Genomic DNA, 17672 nt, shown 5'->3' with positions numbered 1-17672 from the left:
CTCAGTCCAGCACCGCCTGTGCGATATGGCGCGCGAAGTCGCCCATGTCGGTGAGGTTGGTGTTGGAAAGAATAACCACGGTCACATCCGCCCCGTCGACACGGTAGACGACGCCGTTGGCGCCCATGATCCCGCCGAACCGGACGTAGGCCGGATAGTTGCGACCGTTGGCCTCGATGTCCCAGATCCACAGCCCGTAACCGTAGTCGTCCAGCCCGGGCGTCAGCATGCGATTCAGGCTCTCCGTACTGATCATGGAGCCCTCGTAGAGGGCGTCGGCGAACGCCAGAAGGTCATCGGCGTCGGAGTACATGGCGCCCGCCGCGAACCAGTTGTCGGCGTAGACGGGCAGGTCGTTGATCAGGGGCTGGTCGTCGCCCAGGCGGAAGTAGGACGCGGCCAGGCGCGGGACGATGTCCCGCTGGCGCAGCATGCCTGTGTCCTTCAGCTCGAGGGGATCGAGGATGCGGGTCTGCAGGACCTCGTCGAACGGTTTGCCCGCCACGACTTCGATAATGCGCCCCAGAACGAAGTAGTCGGCATTGCTGTAGTCGAAATGGGTCCCGACCAGATGGACCGGCGCCGCGCTGGCGTATTCAGAGACGAGCTGGGCCGGCGTATGGGGCAGCTGATAGAGCGGCACCCCCCTCTCCGGGTCCGCGCCAGCATCGGGATTGGGTATGCCGGACGTATGGTTCAGGAGGCTGTGCACCGTGACCGAGGGGTCTCCCGCATAGTCCGGCAGATAGGTCCGCACCGAGGACTGCAGATCGACCTCTCGACGGTCGACCATTTGCATGAGCAGAGTCGACGTGAACAGCTTGGTGATCGAGGCGATCCGGTAGCGGGTATTATTGGCGGCCGGGACGCCGAAGGCGCGTTCGGCCAGGCCGAAGCTCTCGACGGCCAGGACCTCGCTGTCCCGCGCCACCAGCACCGTGCCGCTGAAATCGTGGGCGCCGGCGTAGGTGCGGATCATTTCCGTCAACGTCGGCGGGGTCTGCGGATGAGAAGCGGCGGGCGTCGCGCCGAAGATGGCGGCCGCCGAGATAGCCGTGAACCACAGCTTCGACCCTGAAATGCGACTGTTCATCCGGTCCCTCCATGAGACTTGAGGCTGCAACCGCGCTTGTTGGATGCGACCCGATGGTGAAAAGACCAATTCGCACAGCACAGCGGCGTGGCCGGACCGAAGGCGCCCGCCGAAACTCCAACCCTTCGTTAAGCCCGTTGGCCGACCCTGCAGGGGTGCGCGAATCCCGTCCAGACGCGGTGCTGATCGAGACCCCTCCCAGCCTGTGGGAGCGGGCGATCTGCGTCGTCATCATCGCCATGATGACCGGCGCGCTGATCGGGCCGGTGTTCGCGCCGCTGCAGGAAGAGACGCCGGTGCTGCGGCTGGTCTGGCTGCCGGCCTATGCGGCCATCTTCGGCATGGCCCTGTATCGGATAGACCGCCTGTGGCGGGCGTGGCCGGCGGCGATCGCCGTGGTGCTGCTGGTCGGGCTGGCCTTCGCCTCGAGATACTGGTCGATCGACTTTGCGACGACCAGCCGCCGGGTCATCGCCCTGGCCATCAGCGGGGTGTTCGCCCTGTATCTGGGCGCGGTGTTCCGGGGGCCGCACCTGCCGCGGCTGCTGATGCACACGGCGCTGCTGATGGCGGTGGGCAGCCTGGTGATGGTCTTCGCCTTCCCCGAGATCGGGGTGCACCAGTACGACAACGCCGGCCTGTGGCGCGGGCTCTGGTACGAGAAGAACCAGATGGGGGCGGTGATGGTGATCGGGGCCACCGCCTCGGCCGCCTGCCTCGCCTCGCCCGACCCGCGGCGGCTGCTGCCGGCTATCGCCCTGGCGCTGTCCAGCGGCCTGGTGCTGGCGACCCAGTCGAAGACCTCGCTGCTCTGCCTGGGCGTGGGCCTGGCCATGGTGGCCGGCTTCTGGAGCCTGCGCCGCGGGGGCGCGGCCTTCAGCGTCGTGGCGATCTGGTGCGCCGTGGTCGTGGCGGGGCTGGGCGTGTGGACCTGGGAGACCCATTCGGTCGCGGTGCTGGAGGCGCTGGGCAAGGATCCGTCGCTGACCGGGCGGACCGAGATCTGGGACGCCCTGATGCGCAAAGTCGCCGACAAGCCGTGGACCGGCTACGGCTACGGCGCCTTCTGGGGGCGGGCCGGCGAGTCCGTGCCGGCCGACTGGGTGCGCAAGGAAACCCAGTGGCCGGTCCCGAACGCCCACAACGGCTGGATCGACCTGCTGGTGCAGCTGGGCTGGCCGGGGGCGATCCTGGTCGGGACGCTGATGGCGGCGACGACGCTGGTCACCCTGCTGCGCTCGATGGGACAGGGCGTGCGCGAGGGCTGGTGGGCGTTGGGCTTCCTCGCCGCCTTCTTCGTGCTGAGCCTGTCGGAGAGCATACTGCTGGCCCACCAGGGCCTGCCGTGGGTGCTGTTCATGGCCGTGCTGACCCGGGCGGTCCTGCCGGCGCCGGCGCCCGGAGCCGTTCCGCTTGTGGAGAAGCGCCGCCGGGCCTACCAGACCGGCTCCCGAATCGCCGCACAGTATCCGCATGGGCCAGTCCGCCGACCTCCTTTCGCTGTTTGACGACGAACCGACGCAGCCGCGCCCGGGCGAGCCCGCCGCCGCGCCAGTTCCCGCGCCCGTCCCGGCCGTCGAGCCCGCCCTGACGCCCCAGGCCGCGGCGCCGAAGCCGGAGCCTGCCGCGAGGCTGGCGGATCACGCCTCCTCCGCCCCGCTGGCGGCGGCGACCGGCTATTCCGCCTCGTCGATCGAGGTGCTGGAGGGGCTGGAGCCGGTCCGCAAACGCCCCGGCATGTATATCGGCGGCACCGACGAGCGGGCCCTGCACCACCTGTTCGCCGAAGTGCTCGACAACGCCATGGACGAGGCGGTCGCCAAACACGCCAGGCTGATCACCGTCGACCTCGATGGCGAGGGCTGGCTGTCGGTGCGCGACGACGGCCGCGGCATCCCGGTCGACCCGCACCCGAAACACCCCGGCAAGTCGGCGCTGGAAGTGGTGATGACGGTGCTGCACTCGGGCGGCAAATTCTCGGGCAAGGCCTATGAGACCTCGGGCGGCCTGCACGGCGTCGGCGTCTCTGTGGTCAACGCCCTGAGCGAGAAGCTGGAAGTCACCGTCTGGCGCGACGGCTTCGAGTGGAAACAGTCCTTCAGCCGCGGCCTGCCGCTGGGCCCGATCGCCCAGGTGCAGGCCTCGAGGAAGAAGGGCACCCTGATCCGGTTCAAGCCGGACGAGGAGATCTTCGGCGTCGGGGCGGCGTTCAAGCCGGCGCGGCTGTTCCGCATGGCGCGGTCCAAGGCCTATCTGTTCCGCGGCGTCGAGATCCGCTGGACCTGCGCCCCGGAGCGGATCACCGACCACACGCCGGCGGAAGCGGTCTTCCACTTCCCCAACGGCCTGGCGGATGCGCTGGCCGAGCGGATCGGCGAGATCGAGACCGTCACGCCGGCCTTCGCCGGCCGGGTCGAACGCAAGGGCGAGGCGGGCGCGGTCGAGTGGGCCGTGACCTGGTCGCCGATCGGCTTCGGCGAGGCGGACGGCTTCGTCAGCTCCTACTGCAACACCGTATCGACGCCGGACGGCGGCACCCACGAGGCCGGCTTCCGCGCCGCCCTGGTCAAGGGGCTGAAGGCCTATGGCGAACTGGTCAACGAGAAGCGCGCCGGGCTGATCACCGCCGAGGACGTCATCGCCAACGCCGGGGCGCTGATCTCGGTGTTCATCCGCAATCCGGAATTCCAGGGTCAGACCAAGGACCGGCTGTCCTCGCCGGAGGGTCAGCGGCTGGTCGAACAGCTGATGCGCGATCCGCTGGACCACTGGCTGACCGAGAGCCCGAAACAGGCCAACACCCTGCTGGGCTTCGTCATCGACCGGGCCGAGGACCGCCTGCGCCGCCGCAAGGACAAGGAGGTCCAGCGGGCCGCCGCGACGCGCAAGCTGCGCCTGCCCGGCAAGCTGTCGGACTGTTCGCGCCAGTCGGCCGAGGGCACGGAGCTGTTCATCGTCGAGGGCGACTCGGCCGGCGGCTCGGCCAAGCAGGCGCGCGACCGCACCACCCAGGCCATCCTGCCCCTGCGGGGCAAGATCCTGAACGTGGCCTCGGCGACGGCCGACAAGCTGCGCGCCAATATCGAACTGTCCGATCTGGCGCTGGCGCTGGGGGTGCAGCCGGGCAGCCGGTTCAACATCGAGGACCTGCGCTACGAGCGCATCGTCATCATGACCGACGCCGACGTGGACGGGGCGCACATTGCGGCCCTGCTGATCACCTTCTTCTACCGTTCGATGCCCGAGACGATCCGTCAGGGGAGGCTGTTCATGGCCCTGCCCCCGCTCTACCGGATTTCGGCCGGACCGCTGTCGGAATACGCCCGCGACGACGCCCACCGCGACGAGCTTCTGGCCACGGTGTTCAAGGGCAAGAAGGTCGAGATCGGCCGGTTCAAGGGTCTCGGCGAGATGATGGCCTCCCAGCTCAAGGAGACCACCATGGACCCGAAGAAGCGCACCCTGGCGCGGGTCACGGTGCCGGCCTCCGAAGAGGACATCGAGGACCTGGTCGAACGGCTGATGGGCAAGAAGGCCGAGGCCCGCTACCAGTTCATCCAGGACAACGCCCGCTTCGTGGTGGATGAGCTGGACGTGTAGTGGCAGGGTGCTCCCGTAAAAGGGGAGCCGTCATGCGCACCGCCATTGTCGCCGCCGCCCTGCTGGCCGTCGCCGCGCCGCCGGCCGCGGCCCAGCGCGCGCCCGATCCGACGCCGATCGAGGAGTGGTCGCTGGAGAAGGTCAGCAAGATGGGTCAGGAGATCTATCGGCATGACGTGGCGGCCTGGGTCGCGACCGACGCCCTGCTGGCCTCATTCGGCGCCGGGCCGCCTCCCGCCGGGATGGCCGGCTGGATCGTGGTCGAGGACGGCGACGCCCTGAAGGTTCGATTCCTCCGGCAGGAGGCGGATGCCCTGAAGGCCGCCTTCGACATCATCGTGCGCGACGGTCGCGCGGGACCCGTCGAAGCGGTGAACGCCCCTCTGTCCGCCGGGGAGAGCGCCCGGTTCCTCGCCCGGCAGACAGCGATCGCGAACATCGGGCGCCTGCGCTGCTCGCGGCAGATGAACACGGTGGTGCTCGCGGACCCGGACAGCGACGACTGGCTGGTCTGGCTGCTGACTCCGATGGAGAACGACCAGATCCCGATCGGCGGCCACTACCGGTTCCGGATCAGCGCCGACGGCCGGACGATGCTGCGGCGCGACCAGCTGAGCAACACCTGCTTCTTCGCCGAACCTCCGCCGGAGGGTCAGCGCGAAGGAGCCATGCTGTTCTACACCCAGATCGTATCGAAGGGCCCGGTGGAGACCCACGTTTTCCTGTCGATCCAGAACCAGTTGACCCTGGTGATTGTGGCGGGCGACCGCTTCTATTCGGTCGGAGGCGCACGCATCGCCGACATCACCGACATGGTGGATCAGTGATCCTCAACAGAGGGATTCAGCAGGTCGTCGGTTCGCCGTAACGGCTGACGATGCCGTGCGCCTGGCCCTCGCCAAGCAGGTGCAGGGTGGTCAGCCGGTCGTATTCGCATTCCGGCATGTCGGCGGCTTCGGCGTAGCCGAGGGCGCGGGCGATGAGGGGGACGGTGTTGCTGTGGCCGACGATCAGGATCGTGGCGTCCTCCGGCGCCGCCTCGACCTTCGCCACGATGGCCGCGAGATGGGCCTGGACACCACCGTCGAGGGGGACGGCCTCGGCGGTCACGGAATGATAGTCCGCCGTCGGGGCGGCGGTCAGGCGGGTGCGCTGCAGGGGACTGGTCAGGATCACCGAAGGATGGGCGTCGGCCAGTTCGGCGGCGAGCGCCCGCGCCCTCGCCTGCCCCGCTTCTGACAGCAGCGGATCGGCGCTGGCGTCGGCCTTCTCGGCATGGCGGACGATGACCACGGTCTGGGCCATGACCGGAAGCGCGGTGGCGAGCGACAGCGCGGCGGCGAGCAGAAGGCGTTTCATGGAAGGTCCCCGTTTGGGCGCAGACTGACCGGACGCGCGTGCGCTGTCGAGGTCGTCAGTGCTCGGCCCACGCGCCGCGCGGTTCGACGAAGGCGCGCTGGCCGCTGACGTCCGCGTAGGTCATGCACAGGTCCTCGAACACCCGGCCCCACGAGAAGCGTTCGACGGCCTTGACCCGGGCGGCGGCGCCGACGGCCTCGATGTCGCGGGCGAACAGGGCCTCGACCGCGGCGGCGTAGTGGACGGGGTCGGCGCTCTTCGCCAGCTGGCCGACGGTCTCGTCGACGGTTTCCTTGACGCCGCCGGCGTTGACCCCGACCACGGGGCGGCCGCAGGCCATGGCCTCAAGCACGATGAGGCCGAAGGGCTCCTTGTCGTTGGCGTGCACGAAGGCGTCGCAGGAGGCGATGATCCGGGCCACGGCCTTCGGATTGGCCTCGTACGGCAGGGAGATGACGCGATCCTCGGCCGGCAGGCCGGCGCCGGCCCCGACCAGGACGAGGTGGTAGGGCGCGCCGAGGCGCTGCACGGCCTCGATCAGCACGTCGATGTTCTTCTCGCGCGCCGGGCGGCCGGCGAAGCACAGCAGCCGGGCCGAGGCCGGCAGGCCCAGCTTCTTCAGCAGCCAGTCGCGGTCGCGGCGATCGGGATGGAAGGTGTCGACCTCGACGCCGAGCGGCTGGATGACGATGTCCTTGATGCCGGCCTCTTCCAGGCGGCGGGCGATGTAGCGGCTGGGCGAGACGACCCGGTCGAACTGGCCGAACAGCCGGGCCCAGCGCTTCTCGACCGGCTTCTTGGCCCATTCGCCGAAGTGGAGGGCGGCGAGGCCGGCGGGATCGGAGTGGCAGAAGCCGACCACAGGGCAGCCGGCGCGCTGGCCGGCCTCGAGGGCCCCCTGTCCCGGCGTATAGGGATCGCCGGCTTCGATCAGGGCCGGGTTGAGCGAGGCGACCCAGGCGCCCCAGCGGCGCACCGAGGTGGGCCAGCGGTAGCCGTCGCCGAACGGCAGCTTGGTGGCGTGCAGCTGGACGATGCCGTCCTCGCCCGCCTTGTGGTGGGCGCCGGGGACGACGAGGGAGTGGGCGACGCCGGGGCGCTCGGCCTCCAGCCAGGCCTTCTTGGACAGCAGGTAGCGCTTCACCCCGCCCGAACGCGGGGCATAGAGCATGGTGGTGTCGACCAGGCGGGGCCGCTCGTCCTCGCCGGCGGCCTTGGTGGCCCGCAGCGTCTCCGAGACCTCCTCATCCCAGCCGGGGATGAGGCGCAGCTCGCCTTCCTGGACCTCCAGACCTGCGAGGTTCATCAGTTCCCTCTCCGCGGCGCTGATCCCGAGCGGGCCAACGCGCCGGACCCGCTTCTGGATGCGGCGGGCCTTGCGAACCTTGGACATATGCGACTTGACCATCCGCGCGCCCTAGCGCCCGCGACGGCGAAGCTCAAGCGTCATCCGTCGGCGGAGGGTCCTCGTGCGGGGTTACGCCGCGCCGCGCCAGGGCCTCGCGCAGCAGCACCTCCATCTGGGCGTTGACCGAGCGCAGCTCGGCGGCGGCCAATCGCTCGACCGCCGCCATCAGCCCGGGAGAGGCCCGCATCAGGAAAGGCTTGCGGGTACGCGCCATGTCAGCCGTAAAGGGTGCCGGCGTTCACGACCGGCTGGGCGTCCCTGTCGCCGCAGAGCACCACCAGCAGGTTGGAGACCATGGTCGCCTTGCGGTCCTCGTCCAGATCGACGACGCCGCGCTCCCCGAGGTCGACGAGGGCGCTCTCGACCATGCTGACCGCGCCGCGCACGATCAGGCGCCGCGCCGCCAGAACCGCCTCGGCCTGCTGGCGGCGAAGCATGGCCCCGGCGATCTCCGGCGCATAGGCCAGGTGCGCCAGCCGCGCCTCGTCGACCGCGACGCCGGCGACGCTGACCCGGCCCACCAGCTCCTCGCGGAGCCGTCCGGCGACCTCCTCGGCGTCGGAGCGGAGGGTCATTTCGGGGGCGGCGTCCTCCTCGCCGTGATCGTAGGCGTAGTGGGAGGCGATGTCGCGCAGGGCGGTGTCCACCTGGATGTTGACGAAGGCCTGGTAGTCGTCGACGTCGAACAGGGCCTGGGCCGAATCCTCCACGCGCCAGACCACGTTGGCGGCGATCTCGATCGGATTGCCGCGGCGGTCGTTCACCTTCAGCTTGTCGCTGGTCAGGTTGCGGACGCGCAGGCTGATCTTCTTGCGCGTGTACCACGGCAGAACCCAGCGCAGGCCGGTCTTGCGGTCGGTGCCCCGATAGTCGCCGAACAGCAGGATCGCCATGGCCTCGTTCGGCTGAAGCGAATAGAGGCCGCAGATCAGCAGCAGGCCGATCACGGCCGTGATCACGCCGCCCGCCACCAGCAGGAGGTTGTCGGGATCCTGGGCCAGGGCGACCGGGCCGCCGACGATCAGCAGCAGGCCGAGAAGCAGCATGAGCAGTCCGTTGGCGGTGGACGCCGGGCGCTCGGTGGATTTCGAGTGGGTCGTGGTCATCAGTCCCTCCTGAATCGATATGAAAGTGATATCACTTTGATACCGCATTCGGCAATAGCGGAGCTTCCGATCTTCGGGAATGAGGCGCCTTCGGCCTTGCATTCGCCTCAAATTCGAGAAACTTGAGGCAGGCTGGCATGGTCCCTGTTAGAGGATCGCCGGCGTCTCTGCGCGTGTCGTCCACAGGGGTTTCTCCGAATGCGTATTCTACTTGCGACCGCGGTGGCGATCGCTCCCCTGCTGGCGGCTTCCGGCGCCATGGCCGAAGTCGTGATCTCGACGTCCCGCACGACGCCGATCACGACGGCGAACGCCACCGGCAGCGGCCCCGACGACATCCGCATCGCGTCGGGCGGCTCGGTCGCCGTGAACACCGGCGTGGCGGTGACGGTGAACTCCAGCCACGACCTCGACATCGACAGCGGCGGCATGATCAGCATGGGCAACGCCGCCAACGGCGCGACCGGCCTGCTGATCGAAGGCGGCAACACCGCCAACATCACGATCGGCGGCGCCATCGGCGTGATCGACGACATCAACGCCGACACCGACATCGACACGGACAACGACGGAGACGGCGACGGCGCTTTCGCCAACGGCACCGGCCGCTACGGCGTCCGGCTGACCGGCGCGACGCCGCTGACCGGCGACATCCTGATCGAATCCACAGGCTCGATCGCGGTCGACGGCAACAATTCCTACGGCGTCTCGCTGGAAGGCGGGCTGAACGGGGATCTCGACAGCTTCGGCAACATCATCGTGGTCGGCTCGAACAGCTACGGCATCCAGACCACCGGCGACATCAGCGGTGACGTGACGCTGGGCGGCGCGATCACCACGCGCGGCGAGAACTCGACGGCGGTCTCCTTCCAGGGCGACGTCGGCGGCGCCCTGGTGGTCCAGTCCACGATCACCTCGACCGGCTACCGCTTCACCACCAGCCCCGGCGAACGGCCCGAGGGCTTCGTCGAAACGGCGGAGAACGATCAGCAGGTCCTGTTCGTGGACGAACTCGACGCCGACGACCTGCTGCAGGGCGGAGCGGCCCTCAGCATCCAGGGCAATATCGCGGGCGGCGTCCTGCTGGACCGCGCGCCCAGCTACTCCAGCGCGGGCATCGAGGGCGACGACGACGGCGACGGAATCAAGAACGGCGACGAGGACGACGACGGCGACGGCACCAAGAACCGCTCGGACACCGACCGCGACGGCAATGGACTGCTGGACACCACCGAGACCACGGCCTCAGTGAGCGTGTTCGGGTCCGCCCCCGCGATCGAGGTGGGCTCGGCGACCCAGTCGGTCGCCCTGGGCAATGTCGGCGCGGGCGACGAGGCCTACGGCTTCATCAACCGGGGCACTGTCACCGCGCAGGGCGTGTACGGCAAGATGACGGTCGGCGGCGTCGAGCGGGCGGGTATCGCCGCCAACGCGGTCGTCATCGGCGGCAACGCCGGCCAGACCGTCGACCTGTCCGGCGGTTTCCGCAACGAAGGCACGATCGTGGCCCTGGCGTTCGACGCCGACGCCACGGCGATCCGCTTCGGGGAGGGCGCGATCGCCCCGACCCTGGTCAACAGCGGCGCCATCACCGCCGGCGCCAGCAGCACCGAGGCCGCGACGGTCACCGCCATCCGGATCGACGCCGGCGCCACCGTCACCAGCCTGGTCAACGACGGCCCGATCCTGGCCAGCACCGGCGGCGGCGTGGCGAACACCTTCGCCATCCAGGATCTCAGCGGCACGCTGACCTCGATCACCAACACCCGTTCGATCCAGGCCACGGTCAACGCCAACGAGGACGGCGACCCGATCACGGGCGTCGGCACGGCGATCGACGTCACCGCCAATACGACCGGCGTCACCCTGGTGCAGGACGGGATCGCCGGCACGGCGACGAGCTCCAATCCGGACACCGACGGCGACGGCGTGCCCGACGGCTCCGAACCGATCATCGTCGGCGCGATCAACCTGGGCAGCGGCGGCGACACCCTCGACATCCGCAACGGCCTGGTCCTGGGCGATATCGCCTTCGGCGCCGGCGCCGACTCGCTGGCGATCACCGGCGGAGCCGTCGTCCGCGGCGAGTTGTCCGACACCGACGGCGCCCTCGACATCGACGTCTCCGACGGCACGCTGGAGTCGCTCCAGTCGACGAGCCTGAACGTGTCCAGCCTCAACGTCGGCGGCGACGGCAATCTGATCGTGACGCTCGACCCCGCCAACAGCCAGTCGGGCTATTACAACGTCGCGGGCACGGCCACCCTGGCTGACGGGGCCGGCCTCGGCGTGCGGTTCACCTCGCTGCTGGCCGCGCCCGAGCGGTTCACCCTGATCGACGCCGCGACGCTGAATATCGGCGACCTCGATCTGGATGCGATCCAGGAAAACTCGACCTTCCTGTATGTGGTCGAGGCCGGGGCCGACGTACCTGCCGGCCAGGTGTTCGCCGACGTGCGCCGCCGCACGGCCGCGGAGGCCGAGCTGATCACCGTCGAAGCCCAGATGTTCGACGCCTTCTACGGCGCCATCGGCACGGCCGACGCCGAGGACATCCGCAACGCCTTCCTGGCGCAGAGCGGCCGCGACGACTTCGTGAACCTGTACGAGCAGCTGCTGCCCGACCACTCGGGCGGTCCGCTGCTGTCGCTGGCCTCGGGCGTGGACGCGGTCACCCGCGCCCTGACCGGCCGCAACGCCGCGGCGGCTCCCGGCGAGACGAGCGCCTGGGTGCAGGAGATCAATTTCTACGCCGACAAGGACAAGACCGAGAGCTACGGCTTCCGCTCGGAAGGCTTCGGCGTGGCCGGCGGCGTCGAGCGCGGCACCGGCCTTGGCGCGGTCGGCCTGTCCCTCGCCTTCACCTCTTCGGATCTCGAGGACCCCGAGGCCGAGGCCGAGGAAGTCCTGTCCGCCAGCCTGCTGGAGCTCGGCCTCTACTGGCGCGCCCAGGGCCAGTACTGGACCACCTGGGCCCGCGCCGCGGCCGGCTACGCCTCGTTCACGTCGGAGCGCCGCTTCGTCGGGGCCGGGCTGAACCTGTCCAATGAGTCCGACTGGAACGGCTTCACCCTCGCCGCCGCCGGCGGCCTGTCGTACGAGCGCGAGTTCGGCCGCTTCACCATCCGGCCCGAAGCCTACGCCGAATTCTTCTCGCTCAGCGAGGACGGCCACGTCGAAGAGGGCGGCGGCGACGGCTTCGATCTCGAGATCGATGACCGCGAAGGCCACATGTTCTCGGCCACGGCGGCGATCAATTTCGGCATGAAGATGGGCCAGAACGACTGGCTGCGTCCGGAACTGCGGGTCGGCTGGCGCCAGAACATCTCGGTCGATCCGGGCGAAACCATCGCCCGCTTCCGCTCGGGCGGCGGCGACTTCACCCTGACCCCCGACAGCATCGAGGGCGGCGGACCCATCGTCGGCTTCCGGCTCAACGTCGGCAACGAGCTGGGCATGCTGTCGATCAGCGCCGACGCCGAGATGATCGAGGACTACGTCCGGTACATGCTGTTCCTGCGGGCCAGCTTCCGGTTCTAGGATGCGGTCGTCCTCAAGCAGCGAGCCGTCGCGCGGCGAGCGTTAGGGCAAGAAGGATGGGCGGCTAGCTCAGCTGGTCAGAGCACCTCGTTTACACCGAGGGGGTCGGGGGTTCGAACCCCTCGCCGCCCACCATCCGCCTGTCGTCAGGCGCCGTTCACCATTCCTGCGTCAGGATGCGGCGTCGGGAGAACGCCAATGAAGTCGATGTTCACACGCAGCGCCGCCCTCGCCGCCGTCCTCGGCGGAGCGCTGATGCTGCAGGGTTGTGTGGTCGGAGCCGCCGTCGGCGCGGGCGCCGCCGTGGTCGGAGGGGCGGCCAAGGCCACCGGCGCGGTCGTCGGCGCGGGCGTCGACGCCGTCACCACCTCCGACGAGGAGACCCGGGCGAAGCGCGAGCGCGAGCAGCGCGACTGGGAACGCGAACAGCGCCGCTGCGAACAGCGCCGGCGCCAGGGCCGGGACTGCTAGAGGGTCTTTTCGACCGCCCAGTTGTGGATCGACGTCCCGGCGATGTCGAAGTCGCGGCGCCCGACAACTGAATAGCCGAGCCGCTCGAATACCGGCCGCGCCGTCTCGCTCGCTTCGGCGTACAGACGGCCGGCGCCCAATAGCGGAGCGAGGGCCTCGGCCGTCTCAAGGAGAAGGCGCGAGACCCCCTGTCCCGCCTTGGCGGGGGCCACATAGAGCAGGTCGATATGGCCGTCGGCCTCGATGTCGACGAAGCCGGCGACCTCGTCCATGACGGCGACCAGCCTCATGCGTCCGTCGTTCATCCGGGCCTCGAGCGATTCCGAAGACGGGGTCAGGGAGGCCCAGGCGTCGATCTGGTTCGCCGAATAGTCGCGCGCGCCCAGCGCCCGCACGGACGCTTCGTAGAGGGCCGACAGGTCCGCCGCGTCCGACGGCTGGTACGGACGGATCGACAGGTCGCCGGTCACAGGCTGAGGACGCAGCGCTCGTGGATGGTCGGGCGCGACACGGTGATCCGGCAAAGACCGGGCCATTCCGGCTTCAGGCGGTTGGCGAACCACAGGCACAGGTTCTCCAGCGACGGCAGTTCAAGGCCCGGTTTCTCGTTCAGCAGCCCGTGGTCCAGTTCCTCCGCGGCGGCGCGCAGGGCCCGATCGAGCGCGCCGAGGTCGGCGACCCAGCCGTGCGCGGCGTCCAGCACCTCGGAGCGCACGGTCGCCTCCACTTGGAAGGAATGGCCGTGCAGGCGGCGATAGATGCTGCCCTCCGGCTCGGACGGGAAGTGGTGGGCGGCGTCGAAGGTGGCCGCCTTGGTGATCTCGAAAACGCTCATCTGACGCCGATGTATTTGTGGGTCTGGACGCTGAGCCGCCATTTCGGGTGGCGCAGGCAATAGTCGATGGCCGCCGCGGTATTGGCCTCGCGGTCGGGGCCATCCATTGGCTGGAGCCAGAACCGCTCGAAGGCGAGGTGTTCGAAGCGGTCGGGCATGGCGGCGGGTTGCGGGAAGACCAGTTTCAGCTCCTGACCCGAGGTCTGGACGACCGGCGCGGCGGCCTTGGGGCTGACGCAGATCCAGTCGATCCCCTCCGGCGCGGCGAGCGTGCCGTTGGTTTCGATGGCGATCTCGAAGCCGCGCGCGTGCAGCGCCTCGATCAGCGGCGGGTCCAGCTGCAGCAGGGGTTCGCCGCCGGTGCAGACGACCAGCTTCGGGTCCCCTGCCCGGCCCCGCCACATCCCCGCGACGTGGTCGGCCAGGGCGTCGGCGCTCGCGAACTTGCCGCCGCCGTCGCCGTCGGTCCCGACGAAATCGGTGTCGCAGAAGGTGCAGACCGCCGTGGCGCGGTCACGCTCCAGACCGTTCCACAGATTGCAGCCGGCGAAGCGCAGGAAGACGGCCGGCCGCCCGGCCTGCCCGCCCTCCCCCTGTACGGTCAGGAAGATCTCTTTCGCGGACCAGGTCATGTCCGCGCCACCCATTCGGCATGACCGGCCGCGCGCAGCTCGCAGGCGGGGCAGTCGCCGCAGCCGTAGCCCCACGTCTGCCGCTGGCCGCGGTCGCCGCGGTAGCAGGTGTGCGACGCCTCGACGATCAGCTCGACCAGCGCCTGCCCGCCCAGATCGTGGGCCAGCGCCCAGGTGTCGGCCTTGGTCAGGGCCATCAGCGGCGTCTCGATGACCACCGGCTTGTCGAGGCCGAGGCTCAGCGCCTGGGCCATGGCGTCGATGGTGGCGCGGCGGCAGTCGGGATAGCCCGAGAAGTCGGTCTCGCACATGCCCCCGACCAGCACCTCCAGCCCCCGCCGGTCGGCGAGGGCGGCCGCGACCGTGAGGAATACGAGGTTTCGTCCCGGCACGAAGGTGGTCGGCAGGCCCCGGGCGTCCATCTCTATGGCGCGATCGGCCGTCAGGGCGCTTTCCGCGATCCTGCCGTAGCCGGTGAGGTCAACGACGTGATCCGGCCCGAGACGGTGCGCCAGTCGCGGCAGCACCCGGGCCATGCCGTCGCGCACCGCCAGACGGGCCTGCATCTCGACCGCGTGGCGCTGGCCGTAGTCGAAGCCGACGGTCTCCACCCGTTCGTGACGCGCCAGCGCCCAGGCCAGGCAGGTGGCGCTGTCCTGCCCGCCGGAGAACAGCACGAGGGCGGATTTTGCAGGATTTTGCAGGGCAGCGCTCATGACAAACCTGCGGTCGGCCGGTCGGCCGCGCGCATGGACAGGGGTGATAGGCCCGTTCAGGACTGGCCGGGACGGGGCCGGCCTTCTACACCAGCGCGCCGGGCCGCGCAAAAGCGGCGCGAAAGCGGCGGCGGCGGGCCTTAACGGTTCCGCAAACGGTTCCCTGCAAATGTCCACCGGTCGCAGTGGAGTGCCGGTGAGTATGCCGACAATCGAAGTTCTCACCGAGCGCGCCGAGGCGGTGTCGCCCCAGACGCCGGGAAGCGAGGTCTTTGCCCGCTTCGAGAGCGAACCCGACACGCTCGTCATCCCCGTCGTTGACGGTCAGCGCCCGGTGGGCCTGATCGAGCGCAACGTCTTCCTGCTGAAGATCGCCGGCGCGTTCGGCCACGCCCTCTACGCCCAGCGGCCGGTGACCCATGTGATGGATCCCGAGCCCGCGATCGTCGAGGCCGGGGTGGCCATCGACACCTTCTGCGACGCCCTGCTGAAGAGCGGGCCCGGCGCCCTGATGCGCGGCTTCATCGTCACCCGTAACGGCCGCTACCACGGCGTGGGCACGGCCGTGTCCCTGCTGCAGGCCGTCAACGACAGTCAGCGCCGCCAGAACACCGAACTGGCCGACCAGGCCCGGGAGCTCAGCGACACCCGCACCCAGGCCTTGGCGTCGGCCCGCGCGAAGAGCCAGTTCCTGGCCATCATGAGCCACGAGCTGCGCACTCCCATGAACGGCGTCCTGGCCGTGGCCGAGCTGCTGCGCCGCCAGCCGCTGAACGCCCAGGCCCACGCCCATGTGACCACGATCGTGGAATCCTCCGAAACCCTGCTGCGCATCCTGCAGGACGCGCTCGACCTGTCGCGCGCCGAGGCGGGGGAACTGGAGCTTCACGCCGAGGCGACCCCGCTGCGCGGCCTGATGGACGACATCCAGGCCATGTGGGCCCCGCGCGCCTCGCAGGACAACGTCACCCTGATGATCGGCTACGAAGGCGACACCGAACTCGCCGCCGTGGTCGATGGCGTGCGCCTGAAGCAGGTGTTCAACAATCTTATCGGCAACGCCCTCAAATTCGCGCGCAACGGCGTGGTCGAGGCCAGCCTCAAGGCCGTGGCGGTCGGCGACCGCATCGCGCTGGAAGCCCGCATCCGCGACGACGGCCCGGGCGTCGACGCCGACCGCGTGGACCAGATCTTCGAACCCTTCGTGCACGGCTCCGGGCAGGACGGCGCCGGCCTCGGCCTGTCGATCTGCCGGCAGATCATCGACCGCATGGGCGGCCGCATCTGGGCCGAGAACAATCCTGGCCGCGGCGCGACCTTCGCCTTCGACCTGGAGGTCGACCGCACCCAGGTGGAGGCGGCGCGGGCCTCGAACATCCAGTCCCTGTCCGACCATGAGATGACGAGCACGCCGCACGTCCTGATCGTCGACGACAACGCCACCAACCGCGTGGTCGCCCAGGCGCTGTGCGAAATGTTCGGCTGCACCTCCGAGACCGCCGAAGACGGCGTCGAGGCGCTGGAGGCGGTGCAGGAGCGGAAGTTCGACCTCGTCCTGATGGACATCAAGATGCCGCGCATGGACGGGGTTCAGGCGACGCAGGCGATCCGGGCCCTCGACGGGCCGGTGAGCACCATCCCGGTGGTGGCCCTGACCGCCAACGCCGATCCGGACGACGCGAAGAAATACCTCGCCTGCGGAATGGCCGCCGTGGTGGAGAAGCCGATCAAGCCGGAGCGGCTGCGCATGGCCATGAACGCGGCGCTGGAGCAGGTCGCCGACGCCGGCGCCACAAAGGCGCCGCCGCGGGCGAGGGCCTCGCGCTCGGCGGCCTAGCCGACCTCGACCACGGCCGCTTCCTCGTCTTCGTCGTCATAACCGACCAGCCGCAGGGCGCGGGCCGCCTGGCCCTTCAGTTCGCACCAGCGCAACAACCCCTCTTCGCGGCCGTGGGTGATCCACACCTCCTCGGGCCGGAGTTCCTCGAAGGTGGCGGTGAGTTCGGGCCAGTCGGCGTGATCCGACAGCACCAGCGGCAGTTCCACGCCCCTCTGGCGCGCCCGGGCCCGGACCCCCATCCAGCCCGAGGCGAAGGCGAGGACCGGATCGGCGAAACGGCGGGCCCAACGGTCCTGGGTCGCTGACGGGGGAGCGATGACCACCTCCCCGCCCAGCGCGTTCGGCTTCAGCCCCGTCGCCGGCGACAGCGGCCCCAGGTCCACGCCCTCGCGCCCATAGAGCCGGTTCAGCCGTTCGAGCGCCCCGTGGACGTAGATCGGCCGCTCCCAGCCTGCCTCGCGCAGCAGGCGGATGACCCGCTGCGCCTTGCCCAGCGCATAGGCGCCGACCAGGTGGGCGCGCTCGGGAAACTGCCGCAGGGAATGGACCAGCCGACCGATCTCCTCCCCGTCCGGCGGATGGACGAAGACCGGCAGGCCGAAGGTCGCTTCGGAGATGAACACGTGGCACGGCACGGGCTCGAACGCGGCGCAGGTGGGGTCGCGGCGACGCTTGTAGTCGCCGGAGACGACCATGGTCAGGCCCTTCCAGCGGATCACCGCCTGGGCCGACCCCAGCACATGGCCGGCGGGGACCAGCGCCACCTCGACGCCGTCGTGGGAGGCGGCCTCTCCGTAGCCGACGGCTTGTTCCCGCCCCGCGAACCCCGCCCCGTAGCGTTCCGCCATGATCGCCAGGGTTTGCGGCGTGGCCAGCACAGCCCCGTGCCCGGCCCGCGCGTGGTCGGAATGGCCATGGGTGATCACCGCCCGGTCGACCGGCCTCACCGGGTCGACGTAGAAGTCGCCGGGCGGGCAGTACAGGCCGGCCGGGGTCGGCCTGAGCAGGTCCTCGAAACGGATCATGGGTCGGATATGGGCCCTCAGCCGACAGGTAACGCGCGAGCCGCGCT

16 protein-coding genes and 1 tRNA gene are annotated in these 17672 nt (G+C 69.7%); 7 read left to right on the top strand and 10 right to left on the bottom strand.

The window, feature by feature from the left end:
- Nucleotide 1: 1 nt before the first annotated feature.
- Nucleotides 2–1093, bottom strand: coding sequence for a serine hydrolase domain-containing protein (locus tag VEA62_RS07200; protein ID WP_324820052.1), 1092 nt, complete (start codon nucleotides 1091–1093; stop codon nucleotides 2–4).
- A gap of 155 nt (nucleotides 1094–1248) precedes the next feature.
- On the opposite strand from VEA62_RS07200, the gene VEA62_RS07195 reads away from it, so the two are divergent.
- Genes VEA62_RS07195 through VEA62_RS07185 form a run of 3 tightly spaced genes read left to right on the top strand, consistent with a single transcriptional unit; the run spans nucleotide 1249 to nucleotide 5520 of the window.
- Complete coding sequence (locus VEA62_RS07195) at nucleotides 1249–2601, top strand: O-antigen ligase (RefSeq protein WP_324820050.1); 1353 nt, start codon at nucleotides 1249–1251, stop codon at nucleotides 2599–2601.
- A complete protein-coding gene (locus VEA62_RS07190) occupies nucleotides 2567–4693 on the top strand; it encodes a DNA topoisomerase IV subunit B (protein WP_324820048.1) in 2127 nt (708 codons plus the stop codon). Before VEA62_RS07195 ends, VEA62_RS07190 begins: the two co-directional genes overlap by 35 nt.
- 32 nt (nucleotides 4694–4725) lie before the next feature.
- The gene (locus tag VEA62_RS07185; protein WP_324820046.1) at nucleotides 4726–5520 is read left to right on the top strand and encodes a hypothetical protein; all 795 of its coding nucleotides are present in this window, start codon (nucleotides 4726–4728) and stop codon (nucleotides 5518–5520) included.
- A 16-nt stretch (nucleotides 5521–5536) separates the two neighbouring features.
- Here VEA62_RS07185 and VEA62_RS07180 read toward each other — a convergent pair whose 3' ends face one another.
- The 4 genes from VEA62_RS07180 to VEA62_RS07165 form a co-directional block, all read right to left on the bottom strand.
- Nucleotides 5537–6052 carry a phosphoglycerate mutase family protein gene (locus VEA62_RS07180; protein WP_324820044.1) on the bottom strand — a complete coding sequence of 172 codons (516 nt, stop codon included), beginning with the start codon at nucleotides 6050–6052 and terminating at the stop codon, nucleotides 5537–5539.
- Between the two features lie 55 nt (nucleotides 6053–6107).
- Nucleotides 6108–7358 carry a glycosyltransferase gene (locus VEA62_RS07175; protein ID WP_324820042.1) on the bottom strand — a complete coding sequence of 417 codons (1251 nt, stop codon included), beginning with the start codon at nucleotides 7356–7358 and terminating at the stop codon, nucleotides 6108–6110.
- A gap of 133 nt (nucleotides 7359–7491) precedes the next feature.
- Complete coding sequence (locus VEA62_RS07170) at nucleotides 7492–7674, bottom strand: hypothetical protein (RefSeq protein WP_324820040.1); 183 nt, start codon at nucleotides 7672–7674, stop codon at nucleotides 7492–7494.
- A 1-nt stretch (nucleotide 7675) separates the two neighbouring features.
- The gene (locus VEA62_RS07165; RefSeq protein ID WP_324820038.1) at nucleotides 7676–8566 is read right to left on the bottom strand and encodes an SPFH domain-containing protein; all 891 of its coding nucleotides are present in this window, start codon (nucleotides 8564–8566) and stop codon (nucleotides 7676–7678) included.
- 198 nt (nucleotides 8567–8764) lie between these two features.
- On the opposite strand from VEA62_RS07165, the gene VEA62_RS07160 reads away from it, so the two are divergent.
- From VEA62_RS07160 to VEA62_RS07150, 3 genes are all read left to right on the top strand, one after another.
- Nucleotides 8765–12106, top strand: coding sequence for an autotransporter outer membrane beta-barrel domain-containing protein (locus VEA62_RS07160; RefSeq protein ID WP_324820036.1), 3342 nt, complete (start codon nucleotides 8765–8767; stop codon nucleotides 12104–12106).
- A 58-nt stretch (nucleotides 12107–12164) separates the two neighbouring features.
- Nucleotides 12165–12241 (top strand) — tRNA-Val (locus VEA62_RS07155).
- A gap of 63 nt (nucleotides 12242–12304) precedes the next feature.
- A complete protein-coding gene (locus VEA62_RS07150; protein WP_324820034.1) occupies nucleotides 12305–12577 on the top strand; it encodes a hypothetical protein in 273 nt (90 codons plus the stop codon).
- Here the strand turns inward: VEA62_RS07150 and VEA62_RS07145 are convergent.
- Genes VEA62_RS07145 through queC form a run of 4 tightly spaced genes read right to left on the bottom strand, consistent with a single transcriptional unit; the run spans nucleotide 12574 to nucleotide 14760 of the window.
- Nucleotides 12574–13047 carry a GNAT family N-acetyltransferase gene (locus VEA62_RS07145; protein WP_324820032.1) on the bottom strand — a complete coding sequence of 158 codons (474 nt, stop codon included), beginning with the start codon at nucleotides 13045–13047 and terminating at the stop codon, nucleotides 12574–12576. The two genes, VEA62_RS07150 and VEA62_RS07145, sit on opposite strands and share 4 nt — an antisense overlap.
- Entirely contained in the window at nucleotides 13044–13412 is a 369-nt protein-coding gene (locus VEA62_RS07140; protein ID WP_324820030.1) for a 6-pyruvoyl tetrahydropterin synthase family protein, read from the bottom strand. The genes VEA62_RS07145 and VEA62_RS07140 overlap by 4 nt, the downstream gene beginning before the upstream one ends.
- Entirely contained in the window at nucleotides 13409–14044 is a 636-nt protein-coding gene (gene queE, locus VEA62_RS07135; protein ID WP_324820028.1) for a 7-carboxy-7-deazaguanine synthase, read from the bottom strand. Before queE ends, VEA62_RS07140 begins: the two co-directional genes overlap by 4 nt.
- Complete coding sequence (queC, locus tag VEA62_RS07130; protein ID WP_324820026.1) at nucleotides 14041–14760, bottom strand: 7-cyano-7-deazaguanine synthase QueC; 720 nt, start codon at nucleotides 14758–14760, stop codon at nucleotides 14041–14043. Before queC ends, queE begins: the two co-directional genes overlap by 4 nt.
- A gap of 202 nt (nucleotides 14761–14962) precedes the next feature.
- Between queC and VEA62_RS07125 the strand changes: the two genes are divergently transcribed.
- Nucleotides 14963–16597 (top strand): response regulator, encoded by a 1635-nt coding sequence (locus VEA62_RS07125; protein WP_324820118.1) that lies wholly within the window; start codon nucleotides 14963–14965, stop codon nucleotides 16595–16597.
- Here the strand turns inward: VEA62_RS07125 and VEA62_RS07120 are convergent.
- The gene (locus VEA62_RS07120; protein WP_324820023.1) at nucleotides 16594–17625 is read right to left on the bottom strand and encodes a ligase-associated DNA damage response exonuclease; all 1032 of its coding nucleotides are present in this window, start codon (nucleotides 17623–17625) and stop codon (nucleotides 16594–16596) included. The genes VEA62_RS07125 and VEA62_RS07120 overlap by 4 nt on opposite strands.
- Nucleotides 17626–17672 lie beyond the last annotated feature (47 nt).

It is taken from the genome of Brevundimonas sp., assembly GCF_035627475.1.
Taxonomy (GTDB): domain Bacteria; phylum Pseudomonadota; class Alphaproteobacteria; order Caulobacterales; family Caulobacteraceae; genus Brevundimonas.
This window is presented reverse-complemented; position numbering and strand designations above follow the sequence as displayed.